This is a genomic window from Gemmobacter sp. LW-1, assembly GCF_001303875.1.
Lineage (GTDB): Bacteria > Pseudomonadota > Alphaproteobacteria > Rhodobacterales > Rhodobacteraceae > Gemmobacter > Gemmobacter caeni.
This window is the reverse complement of record NZ_LJSC01000035.1, coordinates 44,635-71,305: the sequence shown is the minus strand read 5'-3', so window position 1 is coordinate 71,305 and position 26,671 is coordinate 44,635. Positions and strand designations below refer to the sequence as shown.

28 protein-coding genes are annotated in these 26,671 nt (G+C 65.9%); 19 read left to right on the top strand and 9 right to left on the bottom strand.

Features of this window, described 5'->3' with window-relative positions; all coding sequences use genetic code 11:
- Together AO684_RS08305 and iolG are read left to right on the top strand one after the other, a co-directional pair.
- A partial coding sequence (locus AO684_RS08305) for an FtsX-like permease family protein (protein ID WP_152968382.1) occupies positions 1–1,104 on the top strand: 1,104 nt, incomplete at its 5' end.
- A 72-nt stretch (positions 1,105–1,176) separates the two neighbouring features.
- Positions 1,177–2,178: an inositol 2-dehydrogenase gene (gene iolG / locus AO684_RS08300; protein ID WP_054302279.1), complete on the top strand. Its 1,002-nt coding sequence runs from the start codon at positions 1,177–1,179 to the stop codon at positions 2,176–2,178.
- Positions 2,179–2,195: 17 nt separating this feature from the next.
- Here the strand turns inward: iolG and AO684_RS08295 are convergent, their stop codons facing one another.
- The gene (locus tag AO684_RS08295) at positions 2,196–2,813 is read right to left on the bottom strand and encodes a hypothetical protein (protein ID WP_054302278.1); all 618 of its coding nucleotides are present in this window, start codon (positions 2,811–2,813) and stop codon (positions 2,196–2,198) included.
- Between AO684_RS08295 and argE the strand changes: the two genes are divergently transcribed.
- The 4 genes from argE to AO684_RS08275 all read left to right on the top strand — a co-directional run bounded on the left by argE (position 2,768) and on the right by AO684_RS08275 (position 7,772).
- A complete protein-coding gene (gene argE, locus AO684_RS08290; protein ID WP_369814582.1) occupies positions 2,768–4,102 on the top strand; it encodes an acetylornithine deacetylase in 1,335 nt (444 codons plus the stop codon). The genes AO684_RS08295 and argE overlap by 46 nt on opposite strands.
- Positions 4,103–4,144: 42 nt before the next feature.
- Entirely contained in the window at positions 4,145–5,194 is a 1,050-nt protein-coding gene (gene mnmH, locus AO684_RS08285) for a tRNA 2-selenouridine(34) synthase MnmH (RefSeq protein WP_054302276.1), read from the top strand.
- A 134-nt stretch (positions 5,195–5,328) separates the two neighbouring features.
- Complete coding sequence (locus AO684_RS08280) at positions 5,329–6,702, top strand: L-serine ammonia-lyase (protein WP_054302275.1); 1,374 nt, start codon at positions 5,329–5,331, stop codon at positions 6,700–6,702.
- 143 nt (positions 6,703–6,845) lie between these two features.
- Entirely contained in the window at positions 6,846–7,772 is a 927-nt protein-coding gene (locus tag AO684_RS08275; protein ID WP_054302274.1) for a DMT family transporter, read from the top strand.
- A gap of 42 nt (positions 7,773–7,814) precedes the next feature.
- Here AO684_RS08275 and meaB read toward each other — a convergent pair whose 3' ends face one another.
- A complete protein-coding gene (meaB, locus tag AO684_RS08270) occupies positions 7,815–8,789 on the bottom strand; it encodes a methylmalonyl Co-A mutase-associated GTPase MeaB (RefSeq protein ID WP_054302273.1) in 975 nt (324 codons plus the stop codon).
- A gap of 181 nt (positions 8,790–8,970) precedes the next feature.
- Here meaB and AO684_RS08265 point away from each other — a divergent pair, with 181 nt between their 5' ends.
- The 9 genes from AO684_RS08265 to AO684_RS08225 all read left to right on the top strand — a co-directional run bounded on the left by AO684_RS08265 (position 8,971) and on the right by AO684_RS08225 (position 18,914).
- Positions 8,971–9,699 (top strand): DUF3108 domain-containing protein, encoded by a 729-nt coding sequence (locus AO684_RS08265; protein ID WP_235451248.1) that lies wholly within the window; start codon positions 8,971–8,973, stop codon positions 9,697–9,699.
- A gap of 137 nt (positions 9,700–9,836) precedes the next feature.
- Entirely contained in the window at positions 9,837–12,164 is a 2,328-nt protein-coding gene (locus AO684_RS08260) for a calcium-binding protein (RefSeq protein ID WP_054302271.1), read from the top strand.
- Between the two features lie 90 nt (positions 12,165–12,254).
- Positions 12,255–13,043, top strand: a complete 789-nt coding sequence (gene rpiA / locus AO684_RS08255; RefSeq protein WP_054302270.1) for a ribose-5-phosphate isomerase RpiA — start codon at positions 12,255–12,257, stop codon at positions 13,041–13,043.
- A gap of 1 nt (position 13,044) precedes the next feature.
- Entirely contained in the window at positions 13,045–14,403 is a 1,359-nt protein-coding gene (gor, locus tag AO684_RS08250) for a glutathione-disulfide reductase (protein WP_054302269.1), read from the top strand.
- 103 nt (positions 14,404–14,506) lie between these two features.
- Positions 14,507–15,673 (top strand): FtsH protease activity modulator HflK, encoded by a 1,167-nt coding sequence (gene hflK, locus AO684_RS08245; RefSeq protein ID WP_054302268.1) that lies wholly within the window; start codon positions 14,507–14,509, stop codon positions 15,671–15,673.
- A gap of 1 nt (position 15,674) precedes the next feature.
- Positions 15,675–16,550, top strand: a complete 876-nt coding sequence (gene hflC / locus AO684_RS08240; RefSeq protein ID WP_054302267.1) for a protease modulator HflC — start codon at positions 15,675–15,677, stop codon at positions 16,548–16,550.
- 5 nt (positions 16,551–16,555) lie between these two features.
- Positions 16,556–16,765 (top strand): DUF2065 family protein, encoded by a 210-nt coding sequence (locus AO684_RS08235; RefSeq protein ID WP_054302266.1) that lies wholly within the window; start codon positions 16,556–16,558, stop codon positions 16,763–16,765.
- A gap of 143 nt (positions 16,766–16,908) precedes the next feature.
- Positions 16,909–18,378, top strand: a complete 1,470-nt coding sequence (locus AO684_RS08230) for a DegQ family serine endoprotease (protein ID WP_054302265.1) — start codon at positions 16,909–16,911, stop codon at positions 18,376–18,378.
- 128 nt (positions 18,379–18,506) lie between these two features.
- The gene (locus AO684_RS08225; RefSeq protein ID WP_054302264.1) at positions 18,507–18,914 is read left to right on the top strand and encodes an acyl-CoA thioesterase; all 408 of its coding nucleotides are present in this window, start codon (positions 18,507–18,509) and stop codon (positions 18,912–18,914) included.
- On the opposite strand, the gene AO684_RS08220 is transcribed toward AO684_RS08225, so the two are convergent.
- The 3 genes from AO684_RS08220 to AO684_RS08210 are packed head-to-tail and all read right to left on the bottom strand — an operon-like array spanning position 18,911 to position 20,669.
- On the bottom strand, positions 18,911–19,456 hold the full coding sequence (locus AO684_RS08220) for a murein L,D-transpeptidase family protein (protein ID WP_054302263.1): 546 nt from the start codon (positions 19,454–19,456) through the stop codon (positions 18,911–18,913). The two genes, AO684_RS08225 and AO684_RS08220, sit on opposite strands and share 4 nt — an antisense overlap.
- A 5-nt stretch (positions 19,457–19,461) precedes the next feature.
- Entirely contained in the window at positions 19,462–20,103 is a 642-nt protein-coding gene (locus AO684_RS08215) for an HD domain-containing protein (protein WP_054302262.1), read from the bottom strand.
- Positions 20,100–20,669 carry a peptidoglycan-binding protein gene (locus tag AO684_RS08210; protein WP_054302261.1) on the bottom strand — a complete coding sequence of 190 codons (570 nt, stop codon included), beginning with the start codon at positions 20,667–20,669 and terminating at the stop codon, positions 20,100–20,102. Before AO684_RS08210 ends, AO684_RS08215 begins: the two co-directional genes overlap by 4 nt.
- Positions 20,670–20,827: 158 nt before the next feature.
- Here AO684_RS08210 and AO684_RS08205 point away from each other — a divergent pair, with 158 nt between their 5' ends.
- Complete coding sequence (locus AO684_RS08205; RefSeq protein WP_054302260.1) at positions 20,828–21,151, top strand: 2Fe-2S iron-sulfur cluster-binding protein; 324 nt, start codon at positions 20,828–20,830, stop codon at positions 21,149–21,151.
- Between the two features lie 42 nt (positions 21,152–21,193).
- Here the strand turns inward: AO684_RS08205 and AO684_RS08200 are convergent, their stop codons facing one another.
- The 3 genes from AO684_RS08200 to AO684_RS08190 are packed head-to-tail and all read right to left on the bottom strand — an operon-like array spanning position 21,194 to position 22,832.
- Complete coding sequence (locus AO684_RS08200; RefSeq protein WP_054302259.1) at positions 21,194–21,850, bottom strand: SDR family NAD(P)-dependent oxidoreductase; 657 nt, start codon at positions 21,848–21,850, stop codon at positions 21,194–21,196.
- A complete protein-coding gene (locus AO684_RS08195; RefSeq protein ID WP_054302258.1) occupies positions 21,850–22,278 on the bottom strand; it encodes a DUF1178 family protein in 429 nt (142 codons plus the stop codon). The genes AO684_RS08200 and AO684_RS08195 overlap by 1 nt, the downstream gene beginning before the upstream one ends.
- Positions 22,279–22,331: 53 nt before the next feature.
- The gene (locus AO684_RS08190; RefSeq protein WP_054302257.1) at positions 22,332–22,832 is read right to left on the bottom strand and encodes an NUDIX hydrolase; all 501 of its coding nucleotides are present in this window, start codon (positions 22,830–22,832) and stop codon (positions 22,332–22,334) included.
- Between the two features lie 249 nt (positions 22,833–23,081).
- Here AO684_RS08190 and AO684_RS08185 point away from each other — a divergent pair, with 249 nt between their 5' ends.
- The 3 genes from AO684_RS08185 to thpR are packed head-to-tail and all read left to right on the top strand — an operon-like array spanning position 23,082 to position 25,370.
- A complete protein-coding gene (locus AO684_RS08185; protein ID WP_161806002.1) occupies positions 23,082–23,621 on the top strand; it encodes a glutathione peroxidase in 540 nt (179 codons plus the stop codon).
- Positions 23,618–24,751: an acetoin utilization protein AcuC gene (locus AO684_RS08180; RefSeq protein WP_054302256.1), complete on the top strand. Its 1,134-nt coding sequence runs from the start codon at positions 23,618–23,620 to the stop codon at positions 24,749–24,751. Before AO684_RS08185 ends, AO684_RS08180 begins: the two co-directional genes overlap by 4 nt.
- Positions 24,752–24,806: 55 nt before the next feature.
- Positions 24,807–25,370 (top strand): RNA 2',3'-cyclic phosphodiesterase, encoded by a 564-nt coding sequence (thpR, locus tag AO684_RS08175; RefSeq protein ID WP_054302255.1) that lies wholly within the window; start codon positions 24,807–24,809, stop codon positions 25,368–25,370.
- On the opposite strand, the gene AO684_RS08170 is transcribed toward thpR, so the two are convergent.
- Positions 25,337–26,578, bottom strand: a complete 1,242-nt coding sequence (locus AO684_RS08170) for a 3-deoxy-D-manno-octulosonic acid transferase (protein WP_054302254.1) — start codon at positions 26,576–26,578, stop codon at positions 25,337–25,339. The genes thpR and AO684_RS08170 overlap by 34 nt on opposite strands.
- Positions 26,579–26,671: the final 93 nt, after the last annotated feature.

Genomic DNA, 26,671 nt, shown 5'->3' with positions numbered 1-26,671 from the left:
GCCCCGCGCGGCGAGGCGCTGCCGGTGGTGTTGTCGCTGGGCCTTGGCCTTTCGGTGCTGGCCGCCGTAGGGCAGATCGACGCAAATCTGCGCGCCGCCATCGACCGCGACCTGCCGACCCGCGCGCCAGCCTATTTCTTCGTGGACATCCAGCCCGACCAGATCGGCCCGTTTCTTGATCGTGTGAACAGCGATCCGGCCATCAGCCGCGTTGAAAGCGCACCGATGCTGCGGGGCGTGATCACACAGATCAACGGCCGCCCGGCGAAAGAAGTTGCGGGTGATCACTGGGTGGTGCGCGGCGACCGTGGGCTGACCTATGCCGAAACCCCGCCCGAGGGTACCAAGGTCGTTGCGGGTGAGTGGTGGCCCAAGGGCTATGACGGGCCGCCGCAGATCAGCTTTTCGGCTGAGGAGGCCGCCGAGATCGGACTGAAACTGGGCGACAGCATCACCGTCAACGTGCTGGGCCGCGACATCACTGCCACCGTCACCAGCCTGCGCGCGGTGGATTTCGCCACCGGAGGCATGGGGTTTGTGATGACGATGAACCCCGGCGCGCTGGCGGGGGCGCCGCATACCCATATTGCCACGATCTACACCCCGCCGCAGGACGAGGCGCGCATCCTGCGCGATCTGGCGGGCACATGGCCGAATATCACCGCGATCCGGGTGCGGGATGCCATCGCCCGTGTCACCGAGGCGCTGGATGCCATCGCCACTGCCACTGCATGGGCGGCGGCGGCGGTGCTGGCCACCGGCTTTGTCGTGCTGATCGGCGCGGCGGCGGCAGGCGAACGCGCGCGGGTTTACGAGGCGGCGGTGCTCAAGGTGCTGGGCGCCACGCGCGGGCGCATCCTTCTCAGCTTTGCTTTGCGCGCCGGGCTGACCGGGGCGGCGGCGGGTCTGGTCGCCATCTTCGCGGGCGGTGTCGCGGGCTGGGCGGTGATGCGTTTTGTGATGGATGCGCCCTTCACCTTCGAGCCGTGGTCGGCGCTGGCCATCGTGGCCGGGGGCGTGGGCCTGACGTTGCTCGCGGGGCTTGCCTTTGCGCTGCGGCCCCTGGGCGTGCGACCCGCACGGGTGCTGAGGACCGGAGACTGAGCCGCGCGAGGCTGATATAAATCGAACACAGGCGGCAGGTCAGGGCCTTCCGTCAGCCAGTATGAGGACCAGATGACTGTCAAATTCGGACTTTTGGGCGCAGGTCGCATCGGCAAGGTCCATGCGAAGGCCGTGACCGGCGATCCGCAGGCGCGGCTTGTTGCCGTGGCTGATGCGATGCCCGGGGCGGCGCAGGCCATTGCGGATCAATACGGCTGTGAGGTGCGCAGCATCGACGCCATTGAACAGGCCGGGGATATCGACGCGGTGGTGATCTGCACCCCCACCGACACCCATGCCGATCTGATCGAGCGTTTTGTGAAAGCCGGGAAGGCAGTGTTCTGCGAAAAACCCGTCGATCTGAGCCTCGGGCGCGTGAAACAATGCCTTGAGGTGGTGCGTCAGCATAACGGCCGACTGATGGTTGGCTTCAACCGTCGTTTCGATCCCCATTTCCGCGCTGTCCGGGCGCAGATCGACGCGGGCGCGATTGGCGCGGTTGAAATGGTGGTGATCACCAGCCGCGACCCCGGCGCCCCGCCTGTCGATTATATCAAACGCTCGGGCGGCATCTTCCGTGACATGACAATCCATGATTTCGACATGGCGCGTTTCCTTCTGGGAGAGGAGGTGACCGAGGTCGCGGCCACCGCCGCCGTGCTGGTCGATCCGGCGATTGGCGCGGCAGGGGATTATGATTCGGTGCAGGTGCTGCTGAAAACCGCAAGCGGCAGGCAGGCGATGATCTCCAACTCGCGCCGTGCGACCTATGGCTATGACCAGCGGATCGAGGTGCATGGCTCGGACGGCATGGTTTCAGCCGAAAACCAGCGGCCGGTTTCCATCGAACTGGCGAATGGCCGGGGTTATATCCGCCCGCCGCTGCATGATTTCTTCATGACCCGCTATACCGAGGCCTATGCAGCGGAAATTGCGGCCTTCATCCAGGCTCTGGCCAGCGGCACGGCAGCGGTGCCCACCGGCGAGGATGGGTTGATCGCGCTGGCGCTGGCCGATGCGGCGCTGAAATCGGTGGCCGAGAAACGCACCGTTCTTGTCAGCGAAGTGATCTGATCCGGCAGGGGTGGGGTCTATTCGGTCAACAGCCAGTAGCCGCTCACCCCTTCGCCGAGGTTGCGCAGGGTCACGGTGACAAACCCGCTTTCGGGCAGGCTGACCGCACATGTGGCGGATATGCCGCTTTGCAGGCACAGCGGCCCCGCCTCTGTGCCGATCTCCAGCAACAGGCGACTGTCACCGTCGCCGATCACCCCGATCTCGGTCGGGGTGCCGCCATCCAGCGGCAGGCGATAGCTGTGCACCTCGCCCGTCCGCAGCATGGCCGCGCTTTGTCGCAGCGTGACCTTGGGGAGCAGGTCCGCCATCGCGGCGGTTTCCTGCAACAGGATGGCCAGTGTTTCGTCCGCCTCGACCGCGACACGGGCGAGTTCCATCAGTGCGGCCGGATCGCGCGGCGCCGGGCGGCTGTCAGTGCCGCCATCCTTGCCGCCCGTGGTCTCCGGCTTGCGATCAACCACCTGCATCTCGACCCCCGCGGCCAGCCGCGCTGCCGCGATCTGGCTGAGGCCATCCTGCGCCGCCTCGCCCAGATCGAACAGCCGGTAAGCGGTCACCATCTGGGCCACCGCATCGGCGGCGGCGGGTGTGGCCAGAAGGCTCAGCAGGGCAGGGGCAAGGAACAGGCGCATCGGAACCTCGGGAAAGCGACCTGCGCGACACTGCCAGCAAGCCCCGGCGAAGAAAAGCCCGAAGCGGCGCTTCGCCGATCCGGGCTTTCGCCGCGTCTCCGGGACGGTTATTTGTGCACACAAATGAAAGGGAACCCGCGATGCGCGACATCTTTGCCCGGCTGATGGAATTCGACACCACAAGCGCCAAGCCGAATATCGCGCTGATGCATTATGTGCGCGATCTGCTGGCGGGCGCGGGGATCGAGGCGACGCTGATCCCCGACGCGGGCGGCGGCAAGGCCAACCTCTTTGCCACGGTCGGGCCTGCGGGCATGGGCGGCGTGATGCTCTCGGGGCACACGGATGTCGTGCCGGTGGACGGGCAGACCTGGACCAAGCCGCCTTTTCACCTGACCGAGGAGGACGGCCGCTTCTACGGTCGGGGCGCCGCGGATATGAAGGGTTTCTGCGCGCTGGCCATCGAGGCGATGCTGAAAGCGGCGCAACGTCCCCTGAAGGTGCCGCTGCATCTGGCGCTCTCCTATGACGAGGAAATCGGCTGCATGGGCGTGCGGTCTCTGGTCGAAATGCTGGCGCAGGCGCCGGTGAAGCCACGTTTCTGCATCGTGGGCGAGCCGACGGCGATGCAGGTGGCCACCGGCCACAAGGGCAAGGTGGCATTGCGCGCGACCTGCACGGGGCGCGAGGGGCATTCGGCGCTGGCACCGCTGGCGCTGAATGCCCTGCATCTGGCGGCAGATTTTCTGGGTGAGGTGCGCGCACTTCAGGCCCGCGTTGCGGCCAGCGGGTTGCGCGACGGCGATTATGACGTGCCTTATACCACGCTCCATGTCGGCAAGATGCAGGGCGGCGTGCAGGTCAATATCGTGCCCAACCGCGCCACGCTGGATTTCGAAATCCGCAGCCTTGCGGGCGACGACCCCGAAACCCTGATCGCCGACTTGCGCGCAGGCGCCGAACGTATCGTGGCTCCTTTGCGCGCCGAATTCCCCGAAGCTGCGATAACGGTGGAGCGGCTGTGGGATTATCCGGGCCTTGGTACGCCCTCCGATGCGGAGGTGGTGAATTTCGTCAAGGGCCTGACCGGGGCAAATGGCACGATCAAGGTGGCCTTCGGCACCGAAGGCGGGCTGTTCTCGCGCGATGTGGGGGTGCCGACGGTGATCTGCGGCCCCGGCTCGATGGCGCAGGGCCACAAGCCTGACGAGTTCGTTACGGTGGAACAGATGGAACGTGGGCAAGCGATGCTGGAGGCGCTGCTGATGAGGCTGGAAACGGGTTTCTGACCCCCGTTGCGCCGTGCCCCGCGCAGCCCTAGTGTCGCGCCCATGGCCATTACGCTTTCTTCCCTGACCGATCTGGCGGCGCTCGGGTTCGATACGATCATCGACGTGCGCTCGCCTGCCGAATGGGCCGAGGATCACATCCCCGGCGCCATCAGCCTGCCGGTGCTGAGCAATGCCGAGCGCGCCATCGTCGGCACGATCTACAAGCAGGAAAGCCCGTTCAGGGCGCGCAAGATCGGCGGCGCGCTGGTGGCGCGCAATGCCGCGGCGCATCTGGAAGGCCCGCTGGCCGACAAGGCTGGCGGCTGGCGTCCGCTGGTCTATTGCTGGCGCGGCGGCATGCGGTCAGGCTCTTTCGCCACCATCCTCAAAAGCGTGGGCTGGCGGGCGGATGTGGTGGAGGGCGGCTATCGCAGCTGGCGGCGGCTGGTGGTGGAACAGGTCTATGACCGCCCGGTCGCCAGCCCGGTGGTGCTGCTCGACGGCAATACCGGGTCGGCCAAGACCGAGCTTCTGGCGCTGCTGAAGACGCGGGGCGCGCAGGTGATCGACCTTGAAGGGCTGGCGCGGCATCGCGGCTCGCTGTTCGGCGCCATGCCGGGCGGGCAGCCTTCGCAGAAGGCTTTCGAGGGCGCGCTGGCGCTGGAACTCGCGCGGCTCGACCCTGCGCGCCCGGTGCTGGTGGAGGCCGAAAGCGCCAAAGTCGGTCAATGCCGCCTGCCACCGCGCCTGTGGCGTGCCATGGTGGCAGCCCCCCGGATCGAGATCGCGGCACCGCGCGCCGAACGCGCCGCCTATCTGGCCCGCGCCTATGCCGACCTGAGTGCCGATCCGGCGCGGCTGTCCGCCACGCTGGCGCTGCTGCGGCCGCAGCACGCGGCCGAGCGCGTTGAAAGCTGGCAGGAACTGGCTGCGGCCGGCGCGCATGAGGCGCTGGCCCACAGCCTGATGGCGCATCATTACGATCCGCGCTATGCCAAGCACCGCGCCCGAATGGAGGTGCCGCGCCAGGTGGTGGAGGCCGAAAGCCTCCGCCCCGGGGCGCTGCCCGTTCTGGCCGGGGCGATCCTCGCCCGGCTGGACACCTTCTGACCCCCACCCCGTCAGGTTTGCAATGCAACCTGTCGCATTTCCGCTCGCCATTGCCTGCCGCCGTGGCATGCTGGCGCGAACAGGGAGACGCAGATGACACCGATGACTTTGCTCCGTATGCGGGCGGCCGACTGATGTTCCTTTCGGTTTTCGACATGTTCAAGGTCGGCATCGGGCCGTCCTCCTCGCATACGATGGGGCCGATGGTGGCTGCCGCGCGGTTCTTGCAAACCCTGCGTGACAGCCCGTTCCATGCCCATGGGCTGCGCGCCTCGCTGCATGGCTCGCTGGCCTTCACCGGCGTCGGTCACGCGACCGACCGTGCCACCATTCTTGGCCTCGCCGGGTTTGAACCCGCCAGCTACGACCATGACAAGGCCGAGGCCACGCTGGCCGCAATCCATGAGACGCGGACCATCTCGCCTCCCGGTCTTGGCACGCTGGTCTTTGACCCGAAAACCGACATGGTGTTTGACTACGGCCCCTCGCTGCCCGGCCATGCCAATGGCATGATCCTGCGCGCGACCGATGCGCAGGGCGATGTGATCCTTGAGGAAACCTATTATTCCATCGGCGGCGGCTTCGTGCTGACCGCTGCGGAACTGACGGCGGGCGAGGCGGCAAAACCGAAGGCAAGCTGCCCTTACCCGTTCGAAAGCGCCGCGCAGATGCTGGAAATGGCGCGCGAGTCGGGCCTCAGCATCGCGCAGATGAAGATGAAGAACGAGCTCTGCTTCCGCAGCGAGGCCGAGATCAGGGCTGGCATCGCCCGGCTGTGGGAGGTGATGAACAACTGCATCACCCGCGGCATGGCGGGCGAGGGCATCCTGCCCGGCGGTCTGAAGGTGCGCCGCCGGGCCAAGGGGATCCATGAGGCGCTGGAGGCCGAACGCGGTCTGAACATGACCGCGCCGCATACGATCAATGACTGGATGTCGCTTTATGCCATGGCGGTGAACGAGGAAAATGCCGCCGGGGGCCAGGTGGTGACCGCGCCGACCAACGGGGCGGCGGGGGTGCTGCCGGCCGTGTTGCGCTATTACCTCGACCATGTGCCGGGGGCGAGCGTGTCGAAGATCCCTGATTTCCTGCTGACGGCTTCGGCCATCGGCGGGCTGTGCAAGCACAATGCCAGTATCTCGGGCGCCGAATGCGGTTGTCAGGCAGAGGTCGGCAGTGCGGCCGCCATGGCGGCCGCAGGTCTTTGCGCGGTGATGGGCGGAACGCCGGAACAGGTTGAAAACGCGGCTGAAATCGCGCTGGAGCATCACCTCGGCATGACCTGCGACCCGGTGAAGGGGCTGGTGCAGGTGCCTTGCATCGAACGGAACGGTCTGGGCGCGATCAAGGCGGTTTCTGCCGCGAGCCTCTCGCTGCGCGGCGATGGCCAGCATCTTGTCAGCCTTGACGTCTGTATCGAGACCATGCGCCAGACCGGCCATGACATGCACGAAAAATACAAGGAAACCTCGCTGGGCGGTCTGGCCGTCAACGTGCCGAACTGCTGATCCCCGCACCGCTGCCGGGGCCGGGCGCAAATTTCTTGCGCAAGAAATTTGCAAATTCGTTTGGAACGAATTTGCCGCGCCTGAGCCCTGCGGTGGTCGCTTCCTGCTTGGACCTGCCCGCCGGGCCGGGCTAGACAGGGACCATGACACAAGATCGTATCCTCCCCGGCGTTCTGCTGATGATCGCCTTCTGTGTGCTTGCGCCGCTTCTGGATGTGGCCTCGAAACTGGCGACCGCGACCATTCCGGTGGGGCAGGTGACGCTGGCCCGTTTCGTCGTGCAGGGAGCCCTGATGCTGCCCATCGCACTCGCCCTTGGCAGTGCCTGGCGGATGAGCGCGCGGATGGCCGGGCTGGTCATGCTGCGCGCGCTGTTTCTGGTGCTCTCTACCTATTGCTTCATCGCGGCCATTGCGATCATGCCGATTGCCGATGCGCTGGCCATCGTCTTTGTGGAGCCGTTCATCCTGCTGTTCCTTGGCCGTTTGCTGTTCGGCGATGAGGTCGGGCCGCGCCGTATCGCGGCCTCGGTCGTGGGGTTTGGCGGCGCGCTGCTGGTGATCCAGCCTGCCTTCGCCACCTTCGGCGCGGTCACGCTTTATCCGCTGGGTACGGCGTTTCTGTTCGCCTTTTACATGCTGGTGACGCGGGCGATGTCTACAGGGATGCACCCGGTCGCGATGCAGCTTCATACCTCGCTGGCGGGGATCGTCCTGTGCCTGCCGGTGATCCTCTGGGCCGAGGGGACGGGCATCGCCGACCTTGATCCGGTCTGGCCCGAGGGGCTGGCATGGCTCTGGCTGTTTGGTGTCGGCTTCTGGGCCGGGGTCAGCCATATGTGCATGACCTATGCGCTGAAATTCGCGCCTTCGGCCACACTGGCGCCGCTGCACTATTTTGAAATCGTGGTGGCGGTGGCGCTGGGCTATCTGGTGTTCGGCGATTTCCCGAATGCGATGACCTGGGCGGGGATCGTGGTCATCACCGGATCGGGGCTTTATGTCATCTGGCGCGAGCGGCTGGGGGCCAAGGCCCGCGCCACCCGCAGCCTGACGGATGCGAGCTTCTAGGCGGGTTAAGGTGCCAATCCTGTGGACGCCAGCCTTGCAGGATCAGGCGCCGAGTTGCCCCAGCAGTTCCGCCGCCGCCTCGTCCGGGGTGCGGCGGCCTTCGGCGACCTGCGCACCCAGCGCGTGCAAAACGCCGCGCATCGGTTCGCGGGTCAGCCGGGCAAGCAGGCCCTGACGCACCTCTTCTTCAAACCAGTGGCGGGCCTGTGCGGCGCGGCGGCTGTCCCAATGGCCATGGTCGCGGCGCCATGCGGTCAGGGTCTGCATCTCCTTCCAGGCCTGCGCCAGCCCGTTTTCCTCCAGCGCCGAGACGGCCAGCGCCTTGGGAAAGCCCTCGGGGTCCTGCGGGCGGCGGCGCAACAGGCGCAGGGCGCCTGCGTAATCGGCCTGCGTGCGCATCGCGGCGGGTTTCAGGTCGCCATCGGCCTTGTTCACGAGGATCAGGTCCGCCATTTCCATGATGCCGCGCTTGACGCCCTGCAATTCGTCGCCCCCCGCCGGGGCGAGCAGCAGAAGAAACAGGTCGCACATCTCGGCCACCATGGTTTCGGACTGGCCGACGCCGACGGTTTCGATCAGCACCACGTCATAGCCCGCGGCCTCGCACAGGGCGACGGCCTCGCGGGTGCGGCGTGCGACGCCGCCAAGGTGGGTCTGGCTGGGGGAGGGGCGGATGAAGGCCATCGGATCGCGGCTCAGCCGTTCCATCCGGGTCTTGTCTCCAAGGATCGACCCGCCGGAGCGCGCAGAGGACGGATCGACCGCCAGAACCGCGACGCGCAAGCCTTGCGCGGTCAGGAAACAGCCGAAACTTTCGATGAAGGTCGATTTGCCGACGCCCGGCGTGCCCGACAGCCCGATGCGCAGCGCCTGCCGTCCGGCACGGGCGACCTCGGCCACCAGCGCGCGGGCCTGCGCGCGGTGATCCTCGCGCGCGCTTTCCACCAGTGTGATGGCACGGGCAAGGGCGCGGCGGTCGCCCGATTTCACGGCTTCGGCAAGAATTGTTACATCCATCGTCTGTTCCGGGCGTCTGAAGGCGATCAGGGGCGGTCGGGGCGCCGGTCTCGGCAAGGAGGGGCCGATCACGGGCTTGTCGGGATGTAATGCCCGTTTGATCCGATATATTCCAGTGCCGAAGGCGACGGATTGGCGGCGGCAGCCGCCCCGGCGCCGTGCGCAGGAATGGAGTGGTAGGGTGAAAGCAGGAATTTCGCGGGCGCTGTGCGCCGGGCTCATGGCCGCCGCTGTGATGGCGGCCCCGGCACGGGCTGAGCAGGCGCAGTTCGACTTCGTGTTGAAAGGCATTACCGCAGGCAGCCTGACCTGGAGCGGTGAGGGCCTGCCCGGTGGCGGCTATGCGGTGGCGGGGCGGTTGCAGACCACCGGCCTCGCGGCGCTGCTGAAGAAGGTGCGCTATGACGCGAAATCGCGTGGCCGCATCACCGCCAAGGGCAGCTATCAGCCGCAATCCTATACCGAGGATGCTGATACCGGACGGCGCCAGTCGCAGGTTGTGATGACCTGGGCCAGCGGTATCCCGACCATCAAGACCTACAACCCGCCGCGCAATCCGCGCCCCTATGACATCGACCCGGCGGCGCAGAAGGGGTCTGTCGATCCGCTGACGGCGATGTTCGCCACGCTGCGCGATGTGAAGGCGGGCGAGGAATGCCGCGTCAGCGTCAACATGTTTGACGGGCGCCGCGCCAGCCGGCTGAGCCTTTCGGCCCCGAAAGCCAATGGCGACAAGGTGATCTGCGCGGGCGAATACCGCCGTGTCGCCGGTTTCTCGCCGGAGGATATGGCAGAAAAGACCCGTTTCCCCTTTACCCTGACCTATGAACCGGCGGGTAACGGGATGATGCGGGTCGTGGAGGTGGCGACAGACACGCTTTACGGCAAGGCCCGTCTGGTGCGCCGCTGATCCCCCGTTCAGGGGAGGCGGCGGGATTTTCCGTCCCGCCGCCACTCCGAATCACGCTACCCTCGGGTCGTTGATGCCCGGATCGCATTTTGGGTCGGGCCAAAGTCATTTGACCAGACAGCCTGCGGGGGCATGCAATGGTGTTGATCAGGGGAACTTCCGGCAACGACAATCTTTATGATAGCGATCCCGATTACATGCGGCGGGAAACGGCAAACCGGATCGAAGGGCTGGCGGGTAACGACACGCTGGAAAACAGCCGCGACAACGATACGATCTTCGGCGGTGCTGGTGATGATGTGATCACGCGCGGCATCACCGGCGAGACCGAGGAATTCAATTTCACCGCCGAGAATTACACGGGGCCCTATACCGAGAAAATCATTCCAGCGGGCACGGACATCATCAATGCAGGCTCTGGCAACGACGCCATTCAGGCCAGCGGCGGCAATGACAGTTACGTCGGCGGGTCGGGTTATGACCTGCTGGATTACAGCTCGTGGTCTATCGGGTCCGGCACGGGCGTGGTCTATTACATGGCACGCCGTATCACCACCTCGTTTCCGAAAGGCGTGACTGTCGACCTCGGGCTGGGGCTGGCCACGTTTGACGGCGGCACGGTGAAGGTGGAGCATTACAGCTCCTCTACCGGGCATGTATATGGTTCGGGCACCGCCTCGGGTGTCGGGCGGTTTTCGCACAGCCTCGTGGGGTTTGAGGCGGTTATCGGCTCGATCTATGCTGACCGCCTGACCGGAACTGACCGCAAGGATGTGACAGAGTTTTTCGATACCGGCGGCGGCACGGGGCCTGGCAACGACCGGATCAACGGTGGCAAGGGCCAGGACATCGCCAGCTTCGCCACCAATTATAACGGTGTGGTCGCCGACCTTTCGGCCCGCAAGGCCGAGATCAACCTGAAGGTCTATGAGGACGGCAGCCAGAGCGGCGGGGGTACAACGATCCTGATCGGGATCGAGGGGCTCTATGGCTCAACCGCCGCAGACGTGCTGCGGGGCGACGGGCGTGCAAATACCTTCAACGGCCGTGCAGGCGATGACACGATCGAGGGGGGCGGCGGGGTCGATACCGTCGTCTATAACATGGATGTCTTGCCAAATGCAGGGCGTGCGCTGGGTCTGAGCTTCCGTCCGGCCACAGGGGTGAACGTCGATCTGGACGACGGCAGCGCCACCGATGAATGGGGCAATACCGACAGCCTGAGCGGAATCGAGAATGTTCAGGGCAGCCATAATGACGACACCCTGGCCGGGGACGATGGTCGCAACAGGCTGGAAGGGCTTGGCGGGGCAGACGTCATCTATGGTGGCGCCGGGCTGGACGCGCTTTATGGCGGGGCTGGTGCCGACAGTGTGGAAGGCGGGGCCGAGGGCGACAAGATCTGGGGCGGCGCCGATGACGACGATCTGTCGGGCGATGCCGGCGATGATCTGCTCGACGGCGAAGACGGCAATGACCGGCTGGATGGCGGGGCTGACAATGACCGCCTGCGTGGTCACGCGGGGGACGATACGCTGCTGGGCGGGAAGGGCGAGGATACGCTGGAGGGTGGCGACGACAATGACAGCCTTGATGGCTCAAAGGGCGATGACACGCTGGAAGGCGGCGCCGGGGCCGATACGCTCATCGGTGGGGCGGGCGACGACAGCCTGACCGGGGGCGATGGCGCTGATGTGGTCAAGGCGGGTGGCGGAAGTGACCGCATTGTCGCGGGTGACGGGGCTGACAGCTATGATGGCGGCAGCGGCAAGGATTACCTCAATACTGCGGAGGCGACGGGCGGGCTGCGGCTTGACCTGGGTGCAGGGACGCTCAGCGCTAAGGGGCTGGGGGCCAATACGCTGAAAGCCATCGAGAATGTCTTTGGCACCGATTTTGCGGATCGTATGGTGGGCGATGCCAAGGGCAACCGCCTTTATGGCTTCGACAGGAAAGACCTGATCGACGGCGGGGGCGGCAATGATACGCTGCTGGGCGGCGCCGGGCATGACAAGATCGAGGGCGGTGCGGGGAACGACCGGATCGACGGTGATGCCGAATTTGAAACCACCGGCAGGTCGGTCGGCACCGGGCGCGATACGCTGTTCGGGGACGATGGCGACGATCTCATCCTCGGGGGCGGTGGCGCGGACAACCTGTTCGGTGGTGCCGGGGCCGATACGCTGAACGGCGGCGACGGCAATGATATCCTGAACGGCGGCGGCGGCGCGGATCTGTTCATCTTCTCGAAGGGGCGCGACACGATCCGCAACTTCAATCTGAAAGAGGATGTGATCGACGTCGCGGGTGGCGACAGCCTTGCCCGCTTCCGCAATCTGGAGGATCTGGGGGCGGCGGTCTCTGAAAGCCGGGGTAATCTGACGATCACTGTCGGGGGCAGCAGCCTGACCCTGCAGGGCATCAGTTTCGAGCAGCTGAAGCCGCATAACTTCGACTTCCTGTGACCGGGCCGTGATCGGGGCGGCGGCGATGGCCTCTCGCACTATGGGCGGTAACATCCTATAAGGCTGCGCAGCAAAAGCCGAGGAGTTGCCATGCCCGCCGATCTTTCGCCCATCGACAAGGCCAAGTTCGTCGCCGCCAAACGCGCGGTGGATTATGTGGAATCGGGCATGAAGCTGGGCCTTGGCACCGGCTCCACCGCTGCATGGATGGTGCGCTGTCTGGCAGAACGCATCCGCGAGGAGGGGCTGAAGGTCAAGGGCGTGCCAACCTCCAGCCGCACCGCCGAACTGGCCCGCAGCCTCGGCGTGCCGGTTGTGTCGCTGGATGATGCGAAATGGCTGGATCTCACCATTGACGGCGCCGATGAAATCGACAGCCAGCTGAACCTTATCAAGGGCGGCGGCGCGGCGCTGTTGCAGGAAAAGATCGTGGCGACGGCCAGCGACCAGATGATCGTCATTGCCGATGCCGCGAAAGAGGTGGCGCAGCTTGGCGCCTTCCCGCTGCCGGTCGAGGTGATCCCCTTCGGATGGCAGACCACCAAGGCGCTGATCGAGGAAACGCTGGTCAGCCTTGATGTGCTGAGCCGCGACTGCACTTTGCGCATGAATGGCGATGCGCCTCTGGTGACGGACGAGGCGAATTACATCGTTGACCTGCATCTGAAACGCATCGGCAACCCGCGTCAGCTTTCGCTGGTGCTGAACCAGATCCCGGGTGTGGTGGAAAACGGGCTGTTCATCGACATCTGCGATATCGTGGTGGTGGGCCATGGCGACGGCCGTGTGACGGTGCGTGACATCAACTCGGGCAAGGTCGAGGACGGCCATATTGATCTGGCGCCGAGCGACAACATCTTCACCGATGCGGACGACTGAGATGGCATACGACTACGATCTGTTCGTTATCGGTGGCGGTTCTGGTGGCGTGCGCGCGGCGCGGATCGCCGCCTCCGAAGGCGGGGCCAAGGTCGCGCTGGCCGAAGAATATCGCATGGGCGGCACCTGTGTCATTCGTGGCTGCGTGCCCAAGAAGCTGATGGTCTATGCCAGTGAATATCCGGGCCTGATCGAGGATGCCCGCGCCTATGGCTGGAAGGTCGAGGCGGGCGCCTTCAACTGGGGCCATTTCCGCGTGCAGCTTGAGGCAGAGCTGAACCGGCTGGAGGCGGCCTATCGGGGCGGCCTGACCGGCGCGGGGGTGCAAATCTTCGACCAGCGTGCCACGGTGGTTGATGCGCATACGGTAGAACTGGCCGAGGGCCAGCGTCTCACCGCGAAACATATCCTGATCGCCACCGGCGGGCGTCCCTTCGTGCCGGATGTGCCCGGCGCCGAACTGGCCGTTACCTCGAACGAGATGTTCCGTCTGGAAAAGCTGCCCAAGCGGGCGCTGGTGGTGGGCGGCGGCTTTATTGCGTCAGAGTTTGCCTGCATCCTCAACGGTCTGGGCGTCAATGTCTGCCAGTATTATCGCGGGGCGCAAATTCTGCGCGGCTTCGATGACGAGGCGCGGGGTCATGTGGCAACCGCCATGCAGGCGTCAGGTGTCACCATCCATTGCGGCACTGATGTGCTGCGGCTGGAGAAGACGCATGGCGGCATCCGCGCTGTGGCAACGGATGGCACCGAGCGCGAATTCGATCTGGTGCTTTATGCCACTGGCCGCAAACCCAATACCTCCGGTCTGGGGCTGGAGACTCTGGGCGTCGAACTGGGTCGCAATGGCGAGGTGAAGGTGGATGGCTGGAGCCAGAGTTCCTTGCCCTCGATCTATGCTGTGGGCGATGTCACCAACCGGATCAACCTGACCCCGGTCGCGATCCGCGAGGGCCATGCCTTTGCGGATACGGTGTTCGGGGGCAAACCGCGCAAGGCAGACCACGAACTGGTCGCCTCTGCCGTCTTTACCCAGCCGGAGCTTGGCACTGTCGGGATGACCGAAGAGGCGGCCCGCGATCAGGAGCCGGTCGAGGTCTATGCGGCCAGCTTTCGTCCGATGCAGTCGCTGTTCGCAGGGCGGCAGGACCGCGTGCTGATGAAGCTGGTGGTCAGCCAGTCCAGCCGCAAGGTGCTCGGCTGCCATATCGTCGGCCCCGGCGCGGGCGAGATGATCCAGCTTGCCGCCATCGCGGTGAAAATGGGGGCGACGAAGGAAGATTTCGACCGTACCGTGGCCGTGCATCCGACCATTTCCGAGGAATTGGTGACGATGCGCAATCCGGTGCGCCGGGGGTAGGGCGCCAGTCTGCGACCAAAGCTCTCAACCGCGGGGATTCAGGGTTGATTTTCACGCCGGAATGACCAGTTAGCTGGAAACGAAAACAGTTAGGGAAAAGTCGATGTCGAATGGAGGACCGTGGGGCGGTGGCGGCGGTGGAGGCGGTGACGACCGCGACGGCCGCGACAACGGGCGTGGCGGGCCGCGCAGGCCCGGAAACGATGGACCCCAGATTCCCGAGATCGACGAGATCGTGAAAAAGGGACAGGAACAGCTTCGCGTGCTGATGGGGGGGCGTGGGCGCCCCGGCGGTTCGGGTGGCGGCGGTGGCAATGGCGGCTCACCCGTTGGGCCGATCCTGTCGAAGCCCGGCATCGCGCTGGCCGCGCTGGTGCTGGCGGGCCTGTGGTCTTATGCCTCGTTCTATACAGTGAAGCCCGAGGAACGCTCGGTTGAACTGTTTCTGGGCAAGTTCAGCGCGGTGGGGAACCCCGGCCTGAACTTCGCGCCCTGGCCCTTTGTCACCGCCGAAGTGGTGCAGGTGACCGGCGAACGGACGACCGATATCGGCACTGGCCGCAACGGCGAGATGGATGGCGGGCTGATGCTGACCCGTGACCAGAACATCGTGGACATTGACTTCCAGGTGGTCTGGAACGTGTCGAACCCGGCCGACTATCTGTTCAATCTGGCGGACCCCGCCGATACGATCCGCGCGGTTTCGGCCTCGGCCATGCGCGACATCATTGCCAGGTCCGAACTGATCCCGGTGCTGAACACCGGCCGTGGCCCGATTGCCGCCGAGCTGCGTGAGGCGGTGCAGAACACGCTTAACAGCTATCAGGCCGGCATCAATGTCGTGCGGGTGAACTTCAACCGCGCCGATCCGCCGGATGAGGTGCGCGATGCCTTCCGTGAGGTGCAGGCCGCGCAGCAGGAACGCGACCGGCTGGAGAAAGAGGCCGATGCCTATGCCAACCGCGTGACCGCGGGTGCACGGGGGGAAGCCGCGCGCATCACCCAGGACGCCGAGGCCTATCGCGCCCAGGTGACCAACGCCGCAGAGGGCGAGGCGAGCCGCTTCGGCGCCGTCTATCAGGAATATGTCAAGGCGCCGGATGTGACGCGCAAGCGGATGTATCTGGAAACCATGGAAAATGTTCTTGGTGGCATGAACAAGGTCATTCTGGACGAGAAGGATCAGGGCAGTTCGGGCGTCGTGCCGTATCTGCCGCTGAACGAACTGGTCCGTCCGGCCGAACAGCCCAAGCCGCAGGGGAGCAACTGACATGTCGAAAGCCCCCTTCTTCCTTGGCGCCGCTTTCATCGCCGTCGTCACCGGCCTGTCCTCGATCTTCATCGTCGATGAGCGCGATCAGGTGCTGATCCTGCAATTCGGTCAGGTCAAGCAAGAGGTGACCGAGCCGGGCCTGGGCTTCAAACTGCCGTTCATTCAGGACGTCGTCAGCTATGAGGACCGGATTCTGGGTCTCCAAACGCAGCCGCTGGAAGTCACGCTCAGCGACAACCGTCGCCTGATTGTGGATGCCTTCGCCCGCTGGCGCATCGACAACCTGATCGACTTCCGCGAGGCCGTCGGCCCCGGTGGTGTCGAGGCGGCGCAGGCACGGCTTGGCCCGGTGGTTTCCGCCGCGATCCGCGAGGTTCTGGGCTCGGTGCCGCTGAATGCCGTGACCTCGAACGACCGGACAGCGCTGATGAACCGCATCCGCGATATCGCCAAGCGCGAGGCGCAGAGCCTCGGTGTCGAAGTGATCGACCTGCGGCTGACCCGCACGGACCTGCCGGATCAGAACCTTGCCGCGACCTTCGCCCGGATGCGGGCCGAACGGCAGCGTGAGGCGGCAGACGAGATCGCGCGTGGTAACGAGGCCGCAAGCCGCGTACGCGCCGCCGCTGACCGCAGTGTGGTCGAGGTGACTTCGGACGCACGACGCCAGGCCGAGGTGATCCGTGGTGAGGCCGATGCCAAGCGGAACGCAATCTATGCCGAGGCTTTCGGGCGCGACCCGGAGTTCTTTGCCTTCACCCGCTCGCTGACTGCCTATGAGCGGGCGCTGAAATCTGGAAATTCGTCGATCGTGCTGACGCCCGACAGCGAATTCTTCGATTACCTGCGGGATGCGCAGGGCAGGCAGCAGTAACGGGCATGGCGCTGATCCTCTGGCTGATCGGCGCTGCCTGCGTGATCGAGGGGCTGGTGCTTGCGCTGGCCCCTTCGCGTATTCCGCAGCTTCTGGCGCTGATTGCGGCGATGACCGTATCACAGCGCCGCACGGCGGGTCTGGCGGCGCTGGCGGCAGGTGTGGCGCTGCTGTGGCTGGCCCGCAGCCTCGGCTTCGGGCCTTCCTCCGGCTGAAGCCGGCGGGTTGAAACAGTATCTCACACCCAGTTGACGCGGCGCGACTTGGTTTGCATTGCGTCGAAACCGGCTTACTGTTGTCTATAGCGCCATACCCGGACAGGTTCCGGGACGGAACTTGCAACCGAAAGGAGAGAGCGGTGCAATCCAGAGCCATTTCCATGGAAATCGCATCGGCCCCGCCCCGCGTCGGCTTGATCCGCCTGGCGGGCGCGATACTTCTGGGCCTCGCGGTGGCCATGGGGCCGATCACGCGCGCCGAAGCGCGCGGCGCCCCCGAAAGCTTTGCCGATCTGGCGCAACAGATCAGCCCTGCGGTGGTGAACATCACCACTTCTGCCGTGGTCGAAACCTCGACCGAGGACATGCCGCAACTGCCCGACGGCTCGCCCTTCAAGGATTTCTTCGACCAGTTCCAGAACCCCAACGGCGAGCCGCGCCGGTCCGAGGCGCTGGGTTCGGGCTTCGTGATTTCCGAAGACGGTTATATCGTCACCAATAACCACGTCATCGAAGGTGCCGACCAGATCGAGATCGAGTTCTTCTCGGGGGACCGTCTGCCCGCGAAACTGGTGGGAACCGACCCCAAGACCGATATCGCGCTGCTGAAAGTGGAAAGCGACAAGCCGCTGCCCTTCGTCAACTTCGGTGACAGCGATCTGATGCGCGTGGGCGATTGGGTGGTGGCCATGGGCAACCCGCTGGGTCAGGGCTTCTCGGTTTCGGCGGGCATCGTTTCGGCCCGGAACCGCGCGCTGACCGGCACCTATGACGATTATCTGCAAACCGATGCCGCCATCAACAAAGGCAACTCGGGTGGCCCTCTGTTCAACATGGACGGGCAGGTGATCGGCGTGAATACCGCGATCCTGTCGCCCAACGGCGGCTCCATCGGCATCGGCTTCTCGATGGCGTCGAATGTGGTCAACAAGGTCGTGGATCAGCTGCGCCAGTTTGGTGAAACCCGCCGTGGCTGGCTGGGCGTGCGCATTCAGGACGTGACCCCGGACGTGGCCGAGGCGATGGGCCTTGCCAAGGGTTCCAAGGGGGCGCTGGTCACGGATGTGCCGGATGGCCCGGCCAAGGATGGCGGCATTCTGGCGGGCGACGTGATCGTCAGCTTCGCGGGCAATGAAATCCGGGATGTGCGTGATCTGACCCGTCGTGTGGCCGATGCCCCGGTTGGCGAGGCGGTAAAGGTTCTGGTTCTGCGCGAAGGCAAGTCCGAAACGCTGAGCGTGACGCTGGGCCGCCGGGAAGATGCCGAGAAGGTTGAAAACACCGCTGCCAAGAAAGGCGACACCGCGCCCGCCCGGCAAGAGCTTCTGGGTCTGACCCTGTCGCCGGTGACCGAGGAACTGGCGGCGCAGATGAACCTGCCCGACGGCACCGAAGGCCTGGTGGTCACCAAGGTCGACGGCACGTCGGAAGCCTTCACCAAGGGCCTGCGCGAAGGCGATCTGATCACCGAGGCTGGCCAGCAGAAGGTCAGCCGTATCGAGGATCTGAAAGACCGCCTGACGGAAGCCAAGGATGCGGGCCGCAAATCCATCCTGCTGCTGATCCGCCGCGATGGAGACCCGCGTTTCGTGGCACTGTCGGTCGAGTAAGCGAGGCGCAAATACAGGAAAGGGCGGCGGGGCAACCCGCCGCCCTTTTTGTTTGTCCGGGGCGCAGCCGGGGCTTCCCCCCTGTGCCGCATCGCGGCATTCTTGCCTTGCAAACAGGAGCCGCCGCCATGCCAGACACAACTGCAACCCCGCCCGACCACGAGCCGGTGATCCGCACTATTGCCATGCCCGCCGATACGAACCCGGCGGGTGACATCTTTGGCGGCTGGCTGATGGCGCAGATGGACCTTGCCGCAGGCAACCTTGCCGCCCGTATCGCCCGTGGCCGGTCGGTCACCATCGCGGTGGACGGGATGACCTTCCTCAAGCCAGTGAAGGTGGGGGATGTGGTTTCGATCTACGCCGATCTGGAAAGCACCGGCCGCAGTTCCATGCGCATCCATGTCGAGGCCTGGCGCCGCCATCGCTATGACACCGAAAACATCAAGGTGACCGATGCGACCTTCACCTTTGTCGCCATCGACGAAACCGGCCACTCCCGGCCAATCCCGAAAGAGCAGCTGTCGCAGGGCTAGGGGCGGATCTCGATGGGTGTGCCATCGGGGACCAGGGCCCAGATCTCATGCATCTCGGCATTGGTGACGCCGATGCAGCCATCGGTCCAGTCACGCAGCCGGTGCAGCGGTGCAAGCCAGCCCCAGCCGTTCGGCAGGCCGTGGATCATGATATTGCCACCGGGGGCCTGGCCTGCGGCATGGGCCGCCGCGCGGTCGCTGGCGTCGGGATAGGAAATGTGCAGGCTCAGATAGGCCGAGGACCGGGGGTTGCGCCAGTCGATGACATAGCGGCCCTCGGGCGTGCGCTCGTCGCCTTCGCGTCGCTTGTGGCCGTCATCCGCCGCCGCGCCCAGCACGATGGCATAGCTGCGCAGCAACCTTTCGCCCTGCCAAAGCTCCATCTTCCGGTCGGCCTTGTCCACTCGGATCAGATCGGCCTGTTCTGCCGGGGCAGCCATGACCGGCGGATCACCGGGCGCAAGGCGCGCCATGGCCTTGGTATAAACCCAGGCGCCGGGCAGGGCGACGATAAGCGCCGCAAGGATCAACCGCCGCTGCATCCGGTTCAGCCGATCTCGCGCAGCAGGCGTGACCGGAAGGACATGAGCCAGTCGGCGCCTTCCTCGGCCATGCGGCGGCCCTCGGTGGTCTGCATGGCGTGCACCAGCGGCAGCAGCTTTACCTCGATATGGTCCAGCGCGAAGGCCCGGTCATCCAGCGGGCGGTGGCTGGCCAAAGGGTCGTCGGCATCGAACAGCGCGCCGCCCATCGCACCTGCGACATAGAACATCCGGGCTATCCCAAGCGCGCCCAGCGCCTCCAGCCGGTCGGCATCCTGAAGGATGCGCGCCTCTGTCGTTTCGGGTGGGATGGCGGCGGAAAAGCTGTGGGCCGCGATGGCATGTTCGACAGCGGGCAGTTTTTCCGCCGGAAACCCCTGTGTTGCCAGCCAGTCGACCGCCGCGCGTGCGGAAAGGCGCGACGCCTGTGCCCGTTCGGGGTGGTTCTTCGGCAGATTGACCAGATCGTGAAAGAAGGCGGCTGCCAGCAGAACCTCGGTATCGGCGCCGCCCTCGGCCAGTGCGATGGTCTGGCAGTTGCGCCAGACCCGGCGCAGGTGCCCCAGATCATGCGCGCCATCGCTCTGGTCCTGCCAGCGGCGCAGCACTTCAGCCTCGTAGGCCGCCTGTCTTTGGGTCAGGGTCATTGTATCTCGTCCAGATCTGTTGTGACGATCCCCAGCGCCCGCGCCGCGCGCAGGGACAGCGTGGGGCTGTCAAGGCCCAGCGGCTCCTGAAAGCGACGGATCGATTCTGCTGTGGCGGCATCCATCGTGCCGCTGACCGGCGCCATGTAATAGCCCCGCGCTTTCAGCGCCCGTTGAAGCGTTGCTACGAAAGCCACGGTCATCTGGTCGGGGCAGGGGGTGCGGAAATGTACCGCTTCGCGTTCCTTCACCACACGCTGATGCGCCTCGCTGCTGTAGACCGGCGGGGCGATCAGGTTTCCGGCGGCATCGCGCTGCGCTTCGGTCACCAGCACCTGTTCGGTCACCGTCTCGAACACGGCGGGGGTGACATCGGCGGCCCAGCATTCACCGGGGCCACCCTTGGGCAACGGGTCAAAGGGCGAGGGCGGGCGGATCACGTCTGCGGCCAGATCGGCGCTCGCCGGGCCCTGCGTTCCGGTGCCGGGCTGGCAGCCTGCCAGAGCGATCAGCGCAAGGAAAAGGGCGACCGGCGCGGGGCGCAGGAGGGCGCGGGATCGGATCATCGGGTCTCTGTTGCTGCTCGTTCTGCCTTCAGGCCGGGGCAGAGTAACGGCAAAATCCGTGCGGCGAAAGGGGGGCAAGACCTGTCGCCGCCGGGCTGGAAGCCCGCGCCGATTTCGCCTATGTCTTTGCCGCAACCTGTGAACAAAGGCCCGGCGAAATGGCGAAGATCACCTATGTGGAGCATAACGGAACCCAGCATGTCATCGAGGTCGCGACCGGCCTGACGGTGATGGAAGGCGCGCGCGACAATGGCGTGCCGGGGATCGAGGCCGATTGTGGCGGCGCTTGTGCCTGTTCCACCTGCCACGTCTATGTCGCGACGGAGTGGGTGGACCGCCTGCCCAAGAAGGACGCGATGGAAGAGGATATGCTGGATTTCGCGTGGCAGCCCGATCCGGTACGCTCGCGTCTGACCTGCCAGCTGAAGGTCAGCGATGCGCTGGACGGTCTGGTGGTCAATCTGCCGGAAAAACAGATCTGATCTGACGGCAGGCCCGGTCCGTCAGGGCCGGGTCGGCCGGGGTCAGAACGGATGGGCACGGCCGTCCCAGGTTTCAAACCTGCCGGTCGTGGCAACGTCCAGCGCGTCCAGCCGGTCCAGAATGCCTTCGGCGGCGGCCTCGGGCGTGATTTCGGCGCCACTTCCGCCCATGTCGGTCTGCACCCAGCCGGGATGCAGGATCGAGACGGCAATGCCTTCGGGTGCCAGATCGGTGGCGAGATTGCGCCCGAGATTCAACACCGCCGCCTTGGAGGCCCGATAGGCATAGCTGCCGCCCGGCGCACGCTGGGTAGAGCCCATCTGCGATGACAGGATGACGATGCGCCCGCGACTGGCCCGCAACAGGGGCAGCACGGCCTGCACCGTCAGAAAGACGCCTGTGATGTTGGTGGCAAAGCTTTCGGCCCAAAGCTCCGGCGCATAGCCATCCTCCAGCCGCTGCCCGCGATCCAGCAGCACCCCTGCATTGCAGATCACCGCATCCAGCGGACCCAGCTGCGCGGCGAGGGCTGTCTGCGACGCCGGATCGGTCACATCCAGCCGCTCCCAGCGGATTGCAGGCGTCTCGGGCGGGGTGCCGCGGGTCGTGCCGGTCACCTGCCAGCCCCGCGCATCCGCAGTGGTGGCCAGCGCGCGGCCGATGCCACGCCCGGCGCCGGTGATCAGGAGATGCGGCATCAGTTGGCCTTTCGTACGGGCAGGAAGGGCAGCGGCGCGACGGGCACGCCTTCCTCGATCAGCTTGCGCGCCTCGTCAGGCCGGGCCTCGCCATGGATTGCGCGTTCGGGGCTGTCGCCCGCATGCATGCGCCGTGCCTCGGAAACGAAGTTCATCCCGACATATTCGGAGTTTGCCTCGACTTCGCGGCGCAGCGCCGCCAGCGCGGTTTCAATTTCAGAGGCAGGCGCTTTCAGATTGGGCCGGGCCGCTGGCTCCGCCGCTTTGGCTGCGACTGCCGGGGCCATCAGTGCCTTCTCCACCCGGTTGCCACCGCAAAGCGCACAGCTCACCAGCCCGCGGGCCTTCAGATCGTCGAAAGCAGTGGCCGAGGCGAACCAGCTTTCAAAATCATGTCCTTCGGCGCAGTGCAGCGAATAGCGGATCATGGCCTTTTCCGGGGTTGGGTATCTGTCACAGATGGCCCGCCCGGCGACGGAAATCAAGCACCGCCAGCGGTCTTGCCCGGAAACACCGCCCGGCTGTCAAGGTTGGCCAGCAGGGCCTGCAACTCCGGCTCGACCACCTTGCGGGCCGCCTTGCGGGGGCGGAACCACTTGCGGCGGCGCTGTTTTTCCTCGGGGAAGCTGCCAGAAAGGGCCGACACCTGCAACGGATAGACTGCCACAACACAGGGGACCGTCTGGCGTTTCGGCCCCTCGCCGCGCCCCAGCCCTTTGTCGTAGGAATAAAGCCCCAGACAATGCGTATCCGCCTGACCTTCCACCCCCGCTTCCTCCCATGCCTCGCGCGCGGCAGAGGCTTCGGGGCTGAGCCCGTCAATCGGCCAGCCCTTCGGGATCACCCAGCGCCCGGTATCGCGACTGGTGATCAACAGCACCTCGATCCCCTCACGACCGGCGCGCCAGCACAGCGCACCGTATTGTGTGCGGGTATCCGCCGGTTCGGGGGGCGGCATCTCGGGCCTCATTTCAATCGTCATGTCATTGCCTGCCTGTTACGGCCCGCTACACAAGAACGGGTATGTTCCTTTGCGGGATTCTCTGTATCTTGGGTCTGTCTGAACCCTGATTATGGAACATAGGTTCGACTGACGGCAAGACCAACCTCTGCGACGGCAGATCCTTCTTGTGGGAACCGGAAGCCAGGTTCAGCGTTGATTGCGGGGGGCCGCAAACTGGCCATTGCCCGTAGCGGCCCCGCGCTGAAGGCGGCCGGAAAGGAACAGGGGATGAAACGCATTCACCGTCGCATGCTGATCGGCGCCGCCCTTGCGGTTGCCGGTTTTGGACCTGCCCTTGCTGCCGCGGCTCCGGCTTTCCGCTTTGATGGCATTGACGGCGGCACGCTGGATACATCGGACTGGCGCGGGCGTCCTGTTCTTGTGGTCAATACTGCCTCCCTTTGTGGGTTCACGCCGCAATATGATGCCCTGCAAGCCTTGCAGGATCGTTACGGCCCGCGTGGGCTGGTGGTTCTGGCGGTGCCTTCCGACGATTTTGCGCAGGAGCTGAAAGACGACGCGGCGGTCAAGGAGTTTTGTGCGCTGACCTTCGATCTGACCCTGCCGATGACCCGCATTACCCATGTGCGCGGGGCAGGAGCGCATCCGTTCTATCGCTGGATGGCAGAGGAGCATGGCTTCACCCCCGGCTGGAATTTCAACAAGGTGCTGCTGGGCCCGGATGGCCTGCCGCGCGGCACCTGGGGCGCGCCGGTTACCCCGCTGTCGGCTGCGATCACCGGGGCGGTGGAGGCTGTCCTGCCGTGACATCCGCGCCGGTTGGGCCGCTGTTTCTGGGCTCCGAAATCTATCGTGGTTCGTCCTACGGCGGGCTGCATCCGTTGCGCGTGCCGCGTGTGCCGGTGGTCATGGATCTGTGCCGCGCATTGGGATGGCTGACGCCGCAGGCCTATCGCACCAGCCCGCGCGCCAAACCCGCCGCGCTGTCGCTGCTGCACGATCCGGGTTACCTGGAGGCGCTGGTGCAGGCCGAAAGCCTGACCCGCGCCGGGCAGCCGCTGCCCGATGACTGGCGCCCGCGCTTCGGTCTCGGCACGCTGACCAACCCCTGCTACCCCGAAATGTTCCGGCGTCCCGCGACCGGGGCGGGAGCGATGCTCTGGGCGGCGGAAACCCTGGCAGCGGTGCCATCCGGCGTGATCCATGTGCCGGGCGCGGGCACGCATCATGGCCTTGCCGGGCGGGCTGCGGGCTTTTGCTATCTGAACGATGTGGCCCTGGGGGTGGCGGCACTGCGCCGGGCGGGTCTGGCGCGTGTGGCCTATGTCGATCTGGACGCGCATCATGGCGACGGGGTGGAGGCGGCCTTTGCCGGTCAGCCGGAGATCCTGCTGATTTCCGTGCATGAGGAAAACCGCTGGCCCTTCACGGGGCGGCTGGAGGATGATGCGGGAGGCAATGCCTTCAACCTGCCGGTGCCGCGCGGTTTTCACGATGACGAACTGGCGCTGGTGATGGACCGGCTGGTGTTGCCGCGTGTGGCGGCGCACCGGCCCGAGGCCATCGTGCTGCAATGCGGGGTGGACGGTCTGGCCGAAGACCCGCTGGCGCGGCTCGCCTTGTCGAACCGGGCCTATCTGGCGGCGGTTTCGGCGTTGCAGCCGCTGGCGCCCCGGCTGATTGTCACTGGCGGCGGAGGCTACAATCCGTGGACGGTGGGGCGGGCCTGGGCTGCGATCTGGGGGCTTTTGTCGGGGCAGGAGATGCCCGACCGCCTGTCGCCTGGCGCCGAGGCGGTGTTGCGTGCTCTGGGCTGGAACGGCGGCGCGCGCGCCTTGCCGTCAGAACTGATCTACACCACGCTGCTTGACCCGCCGCGCGGCGGCCCGGTCCGGCCTGAGATCCGTGACCGGCTGGCCGTGCTGGCGCGGCGCTGACGGTTGCAGCGCCGCGCAGGGCGCGGCAGCATGGGCCGAACCCGCAGGAGGCCGCATGACGATCCGTGCTTTCATCGCCATCGGACTTCCCGAAGGCATCCGCCGCGACCTGGCCATGCTACAGGCCCTGTTGCCCTTGCCCCGGCGGCTGGAGCCGGAGGATTTTCACCTGACGCTGGCGTTTCTGGGCGACCACCCCGAGCCGGTGCTGGAGGCGCTGCATGACGGGCTGTCGGGACTTGCGGCGGCTCAGTTCAGCCTGACGCTGGAAGGGGCAGGGCTGTTTGGCGGAGTGCGGCCGCGCGTGATCTGGGCGGGTGTGGCGGAGAGCGGGTCGCTGCGGCACCTGCAGGCGCGTGTGGCGCGGGTGGCGGTGCAGGCGGGCATTCCGGTCGCGACACAGGGGTTCAACCCGCATGTGACGCTGGGCCGGGCCGGAGCGCTGGAGCCGGATCAGCGCGCCCGGCTGGAAGCGGCGGTGGCGGCCGCTCATGGTTTTCGAGCCGGGCCCTGGCAGGTCGAGGCCATCGGCCTTTACGCCTCATACCCGGCACGCAAGGGCGCGCGCTATGATCTTCTGGCGGATTACCCGCTGACGGAACGCGCGTCGGGGAGGTGATTCAGAACCGCGCCCAGCAGTGCGGCTGCGGCATCCTCGCCGGTCAGCAGATCGGCGGCGCGGGCGGCCAGACGCGCCTGTGTTGCCGCATTGCAGCCGGTAAGGGCGCTGGCCAGACTGGCCTCGTCGGTGGCAATCGCGCCGCCACCGCTGTCGAGCAAGGCGAAAACCTCTGTGAAGTTATGCACAGAAGGCCCGTGCAGGATGGCCGAGCCATGGGCCGCAGGCTCAAACGGCGTATGTCCTCCCCTGGCGGCGAAACTGCCGCCGATCACTGTGGCCCCAGCCATCGCATACCAGTTCGGCATCTCGCCCAGCGTATCGGCCAGGTAGACCGCCACCTCCGGCCCCGGCGTCTCGCCTGCCGAGCGTGTGGCATAGGGCAGCCCGCCCGCCGCGATCAGCGTCGCGATGGCGGCGCTGCGGCGTGGGTGGCGCGGGGCGAGGATCAGCAGATCAAAAGTGGCCCGCGCGGTCGCAAAGGCCGCCAGCACCACGGCCTCTTCCCCTTCGTGGGTGGAAGCCGCCAGCAGGATGCGCGCGCGCGGATGCGGCGGAGAGAAGGGGAGGGTGACGGGCGGGGCTGCCGCCGCGCGTGCCTTCAGCATCAGCCGGGGACCGAGGCTGCTGGCGGGCAGGCCAAGCGTGACCAGCCGCGCCTCTGAAGCCGCATCCTGTGCCGAGGCCAGCGTCACCCCGCCCAGAACAGCCCGCAGGATGCCCGGCGCCCGGCGCCCCCAGCGCAGGGCCGAGCGTTCGGACATCCGCGCGCCCAGAAGGATCACCGGGCCGCGTCCGGCCATGCGGGCAATCCGTTCAGGCCAGAGTTCGTTTTCCAGCAGGATCAGCGTGCGCGGTTGCCAGCCTGCAATGAAACGACTGACCGCACCGGGAGTGTCAAAGGGGGCCAGACGGGCTGCAACCCCCGGCAGGCTCCAGCCTGCCACCATCGCCCGCGCGGTTCCTGTATTGCAGGTCACCACCATGCGCAGCCCTGGCCGGGCCGCGATGACCCGCTCCGCCAGCCAGCGGGCCGAGGCAAGCTCGCCGTTCGAGGCGCCATGCAGCCACAGGTCCACCGGCTGTCCGCCCAACCCCATCCGTTCGGCCAGCGCCCCGGCGCCGGTGCGCCCGGTCAGTCGCTGCCACAGTGCCACGCCCAGCAAGGCCGGGAACAGAAACCGCAGGATCAGGCGATAAAGCCACATTCACGCACCACAGGAAGGTCTGCCCCGTGCTTAGGCGGGACAGGCGCGGCTGGCAAGCGCGGGAAGTTCTATCTGAGATACTAGAATTAGAAT

Coding starts and splice junctions, on each gene's coding strand:
- hflC (WP_054302267.1), top strand. CDS start 15,675: ATGTCGAAAGCCCCCTTCTTCCTTGGCGCCGCTTTCATCGCCGTCGTC.
- AO684_RS08190 (WP_054302257.1), bottom strand. CDS start 22,832: ATGACGATTGAAATGAGGCCCGAGATGCCGCCCCCCGAACCGGCGGAT.
- meaB (WP_054302273.1), bottom strand. CDS start 8,789: ATGGATGTAACAATTCTTGCCGAAGCCGTGAAATCGGGCGACCGCCGC.
- AO684_RS08215 (WP_054302262.1), bottom strand. CDS start 20,103: ATGACCCTGACCCAAAGACAGGCGGCCTACGAGGCTGAAGTGCTGCGC.
- AO684_RS08200 (WP_054302259.1), bottom strand. CDS start 21,850: ATGCCGCATCTCCTGATCACCGGCGCCGGGCGTGGCATCGGCCGCGCG.
- gor (WP_054302269.1), top strand. CDS start 13,045: ATGGCATACGACTACGATCTGTTCGTTATCGGTGGCGGTTCTGGTGGC.
- AO684_RS08280 (WP_054302275.1), top strand. CDS start 5,329: ATGTTCCTTTCGGTTTTCGACATGTTCAAGGTCGGCATCGGGCCGTCC.
- AO684_RS08210 (WP_054302261.1), bottom strand. CDS start 20,669: ATGATCCGATCCCGCGCCCTCCTGCGCCCCGCGCCGGTCGCCCTTTTC.
- AO684_RS08225 (WP_054302264.1), top strand. CDS start 18,507: ATGCCAGACACAACTGCAACCCCGCCCGACCACGAGCCGGTGATCCGC.
- hflK (WP_054302268.1), top strand. CDS start 14,507: ATGTCGAATGGAGGACCGTGGGGCGGTGGCGGCGGTGGAGGCGGTGAC.
- AO684_RS08170 (WP_054302254.1), bottom strand. CDS start 26,578: ATGTGGCTTTATCGCCTGATCCTGCGGTTTCTGTTCCCGGCCTTGCTG.
- AO684_RS08275 (WP_054302274.1), top strand. CDS start 6,846: ATGACACAAGATCGTATCCTCCCCGGCGTTCTGCTGATGATCGCCTTC.
- mnmH (WP_054302276.1), top strand. CDS start 4,145: ATGGCCATTACGCTTTCTTCCCTGACCGATCTGGCGGCGCTCGGGTTC.
- AO684_RS08235 (WP_054302266.1), top strand. CDS start 16,556: ATGGCGCTGATCCTCTGGCTGATCGGCGCTGCCTGCGTGATCGAGGGG.
- rpiA (WP_054302270.1), top strand. CDS start 12,255: ATGCCCGCCGATCTTTCGCCCATCGACAAGGCCAAGTTCGTCGCCGCC.
- AO684_RS08205 (WP_054302260.1), top strand. CDS start 20,828: ATGGCGAAGATCACCTATGTGGAGCATAACGGAACCCAGCATGTCATC.
- AO684_RS08195 (WP_054302258.1), bottom strand. CDS start 22,278: ATGATCCGCTATTCGCTGCACTGCGCCGAAGGACATGATTTTGAAAGC.
- AO684_RS08260 (WP_054302271.1), top strand. CDS start 9,837: ATGGTGTTGATCAGGGGAACTTCCGGCAACGACAATCTTTATGATAGC.
- AO684_RS08295 (WP_054302278.1), bottom strand. CDS start 2,813: ATGCGCCTGTTCCTTGCCCCTGCCCTGCTGAGCCTTCTGGCCACACCC.
- AO684_RS08185 (WP_161806002.1), top strand. CDS start 23,082: ATGAAACGCATTCACCGTCGCATGCTGATCGGCGCCGCCCTTGCGGTT.
- AO684_RS08220 (WP_054302263.1), bottom strand. CDS start 19,456: ATGCAGCGGCGGTTGATCCTTGCGGCGCTTATCGTCGCCCTGCCCGGC.
- iolG (WP_054302279.1), top strand. CDS start 1,177: ATGACTGTCAAATTCGGACTTTTGGGCGCAGGTCGCATCGGCAAGGTC.
- thpR (WP_054302255.1), top strand. CDS start 24,807: ATGACGATCCGTGCTTTCATCGCCATCGGACTTCCCGAAGGCATCCGC.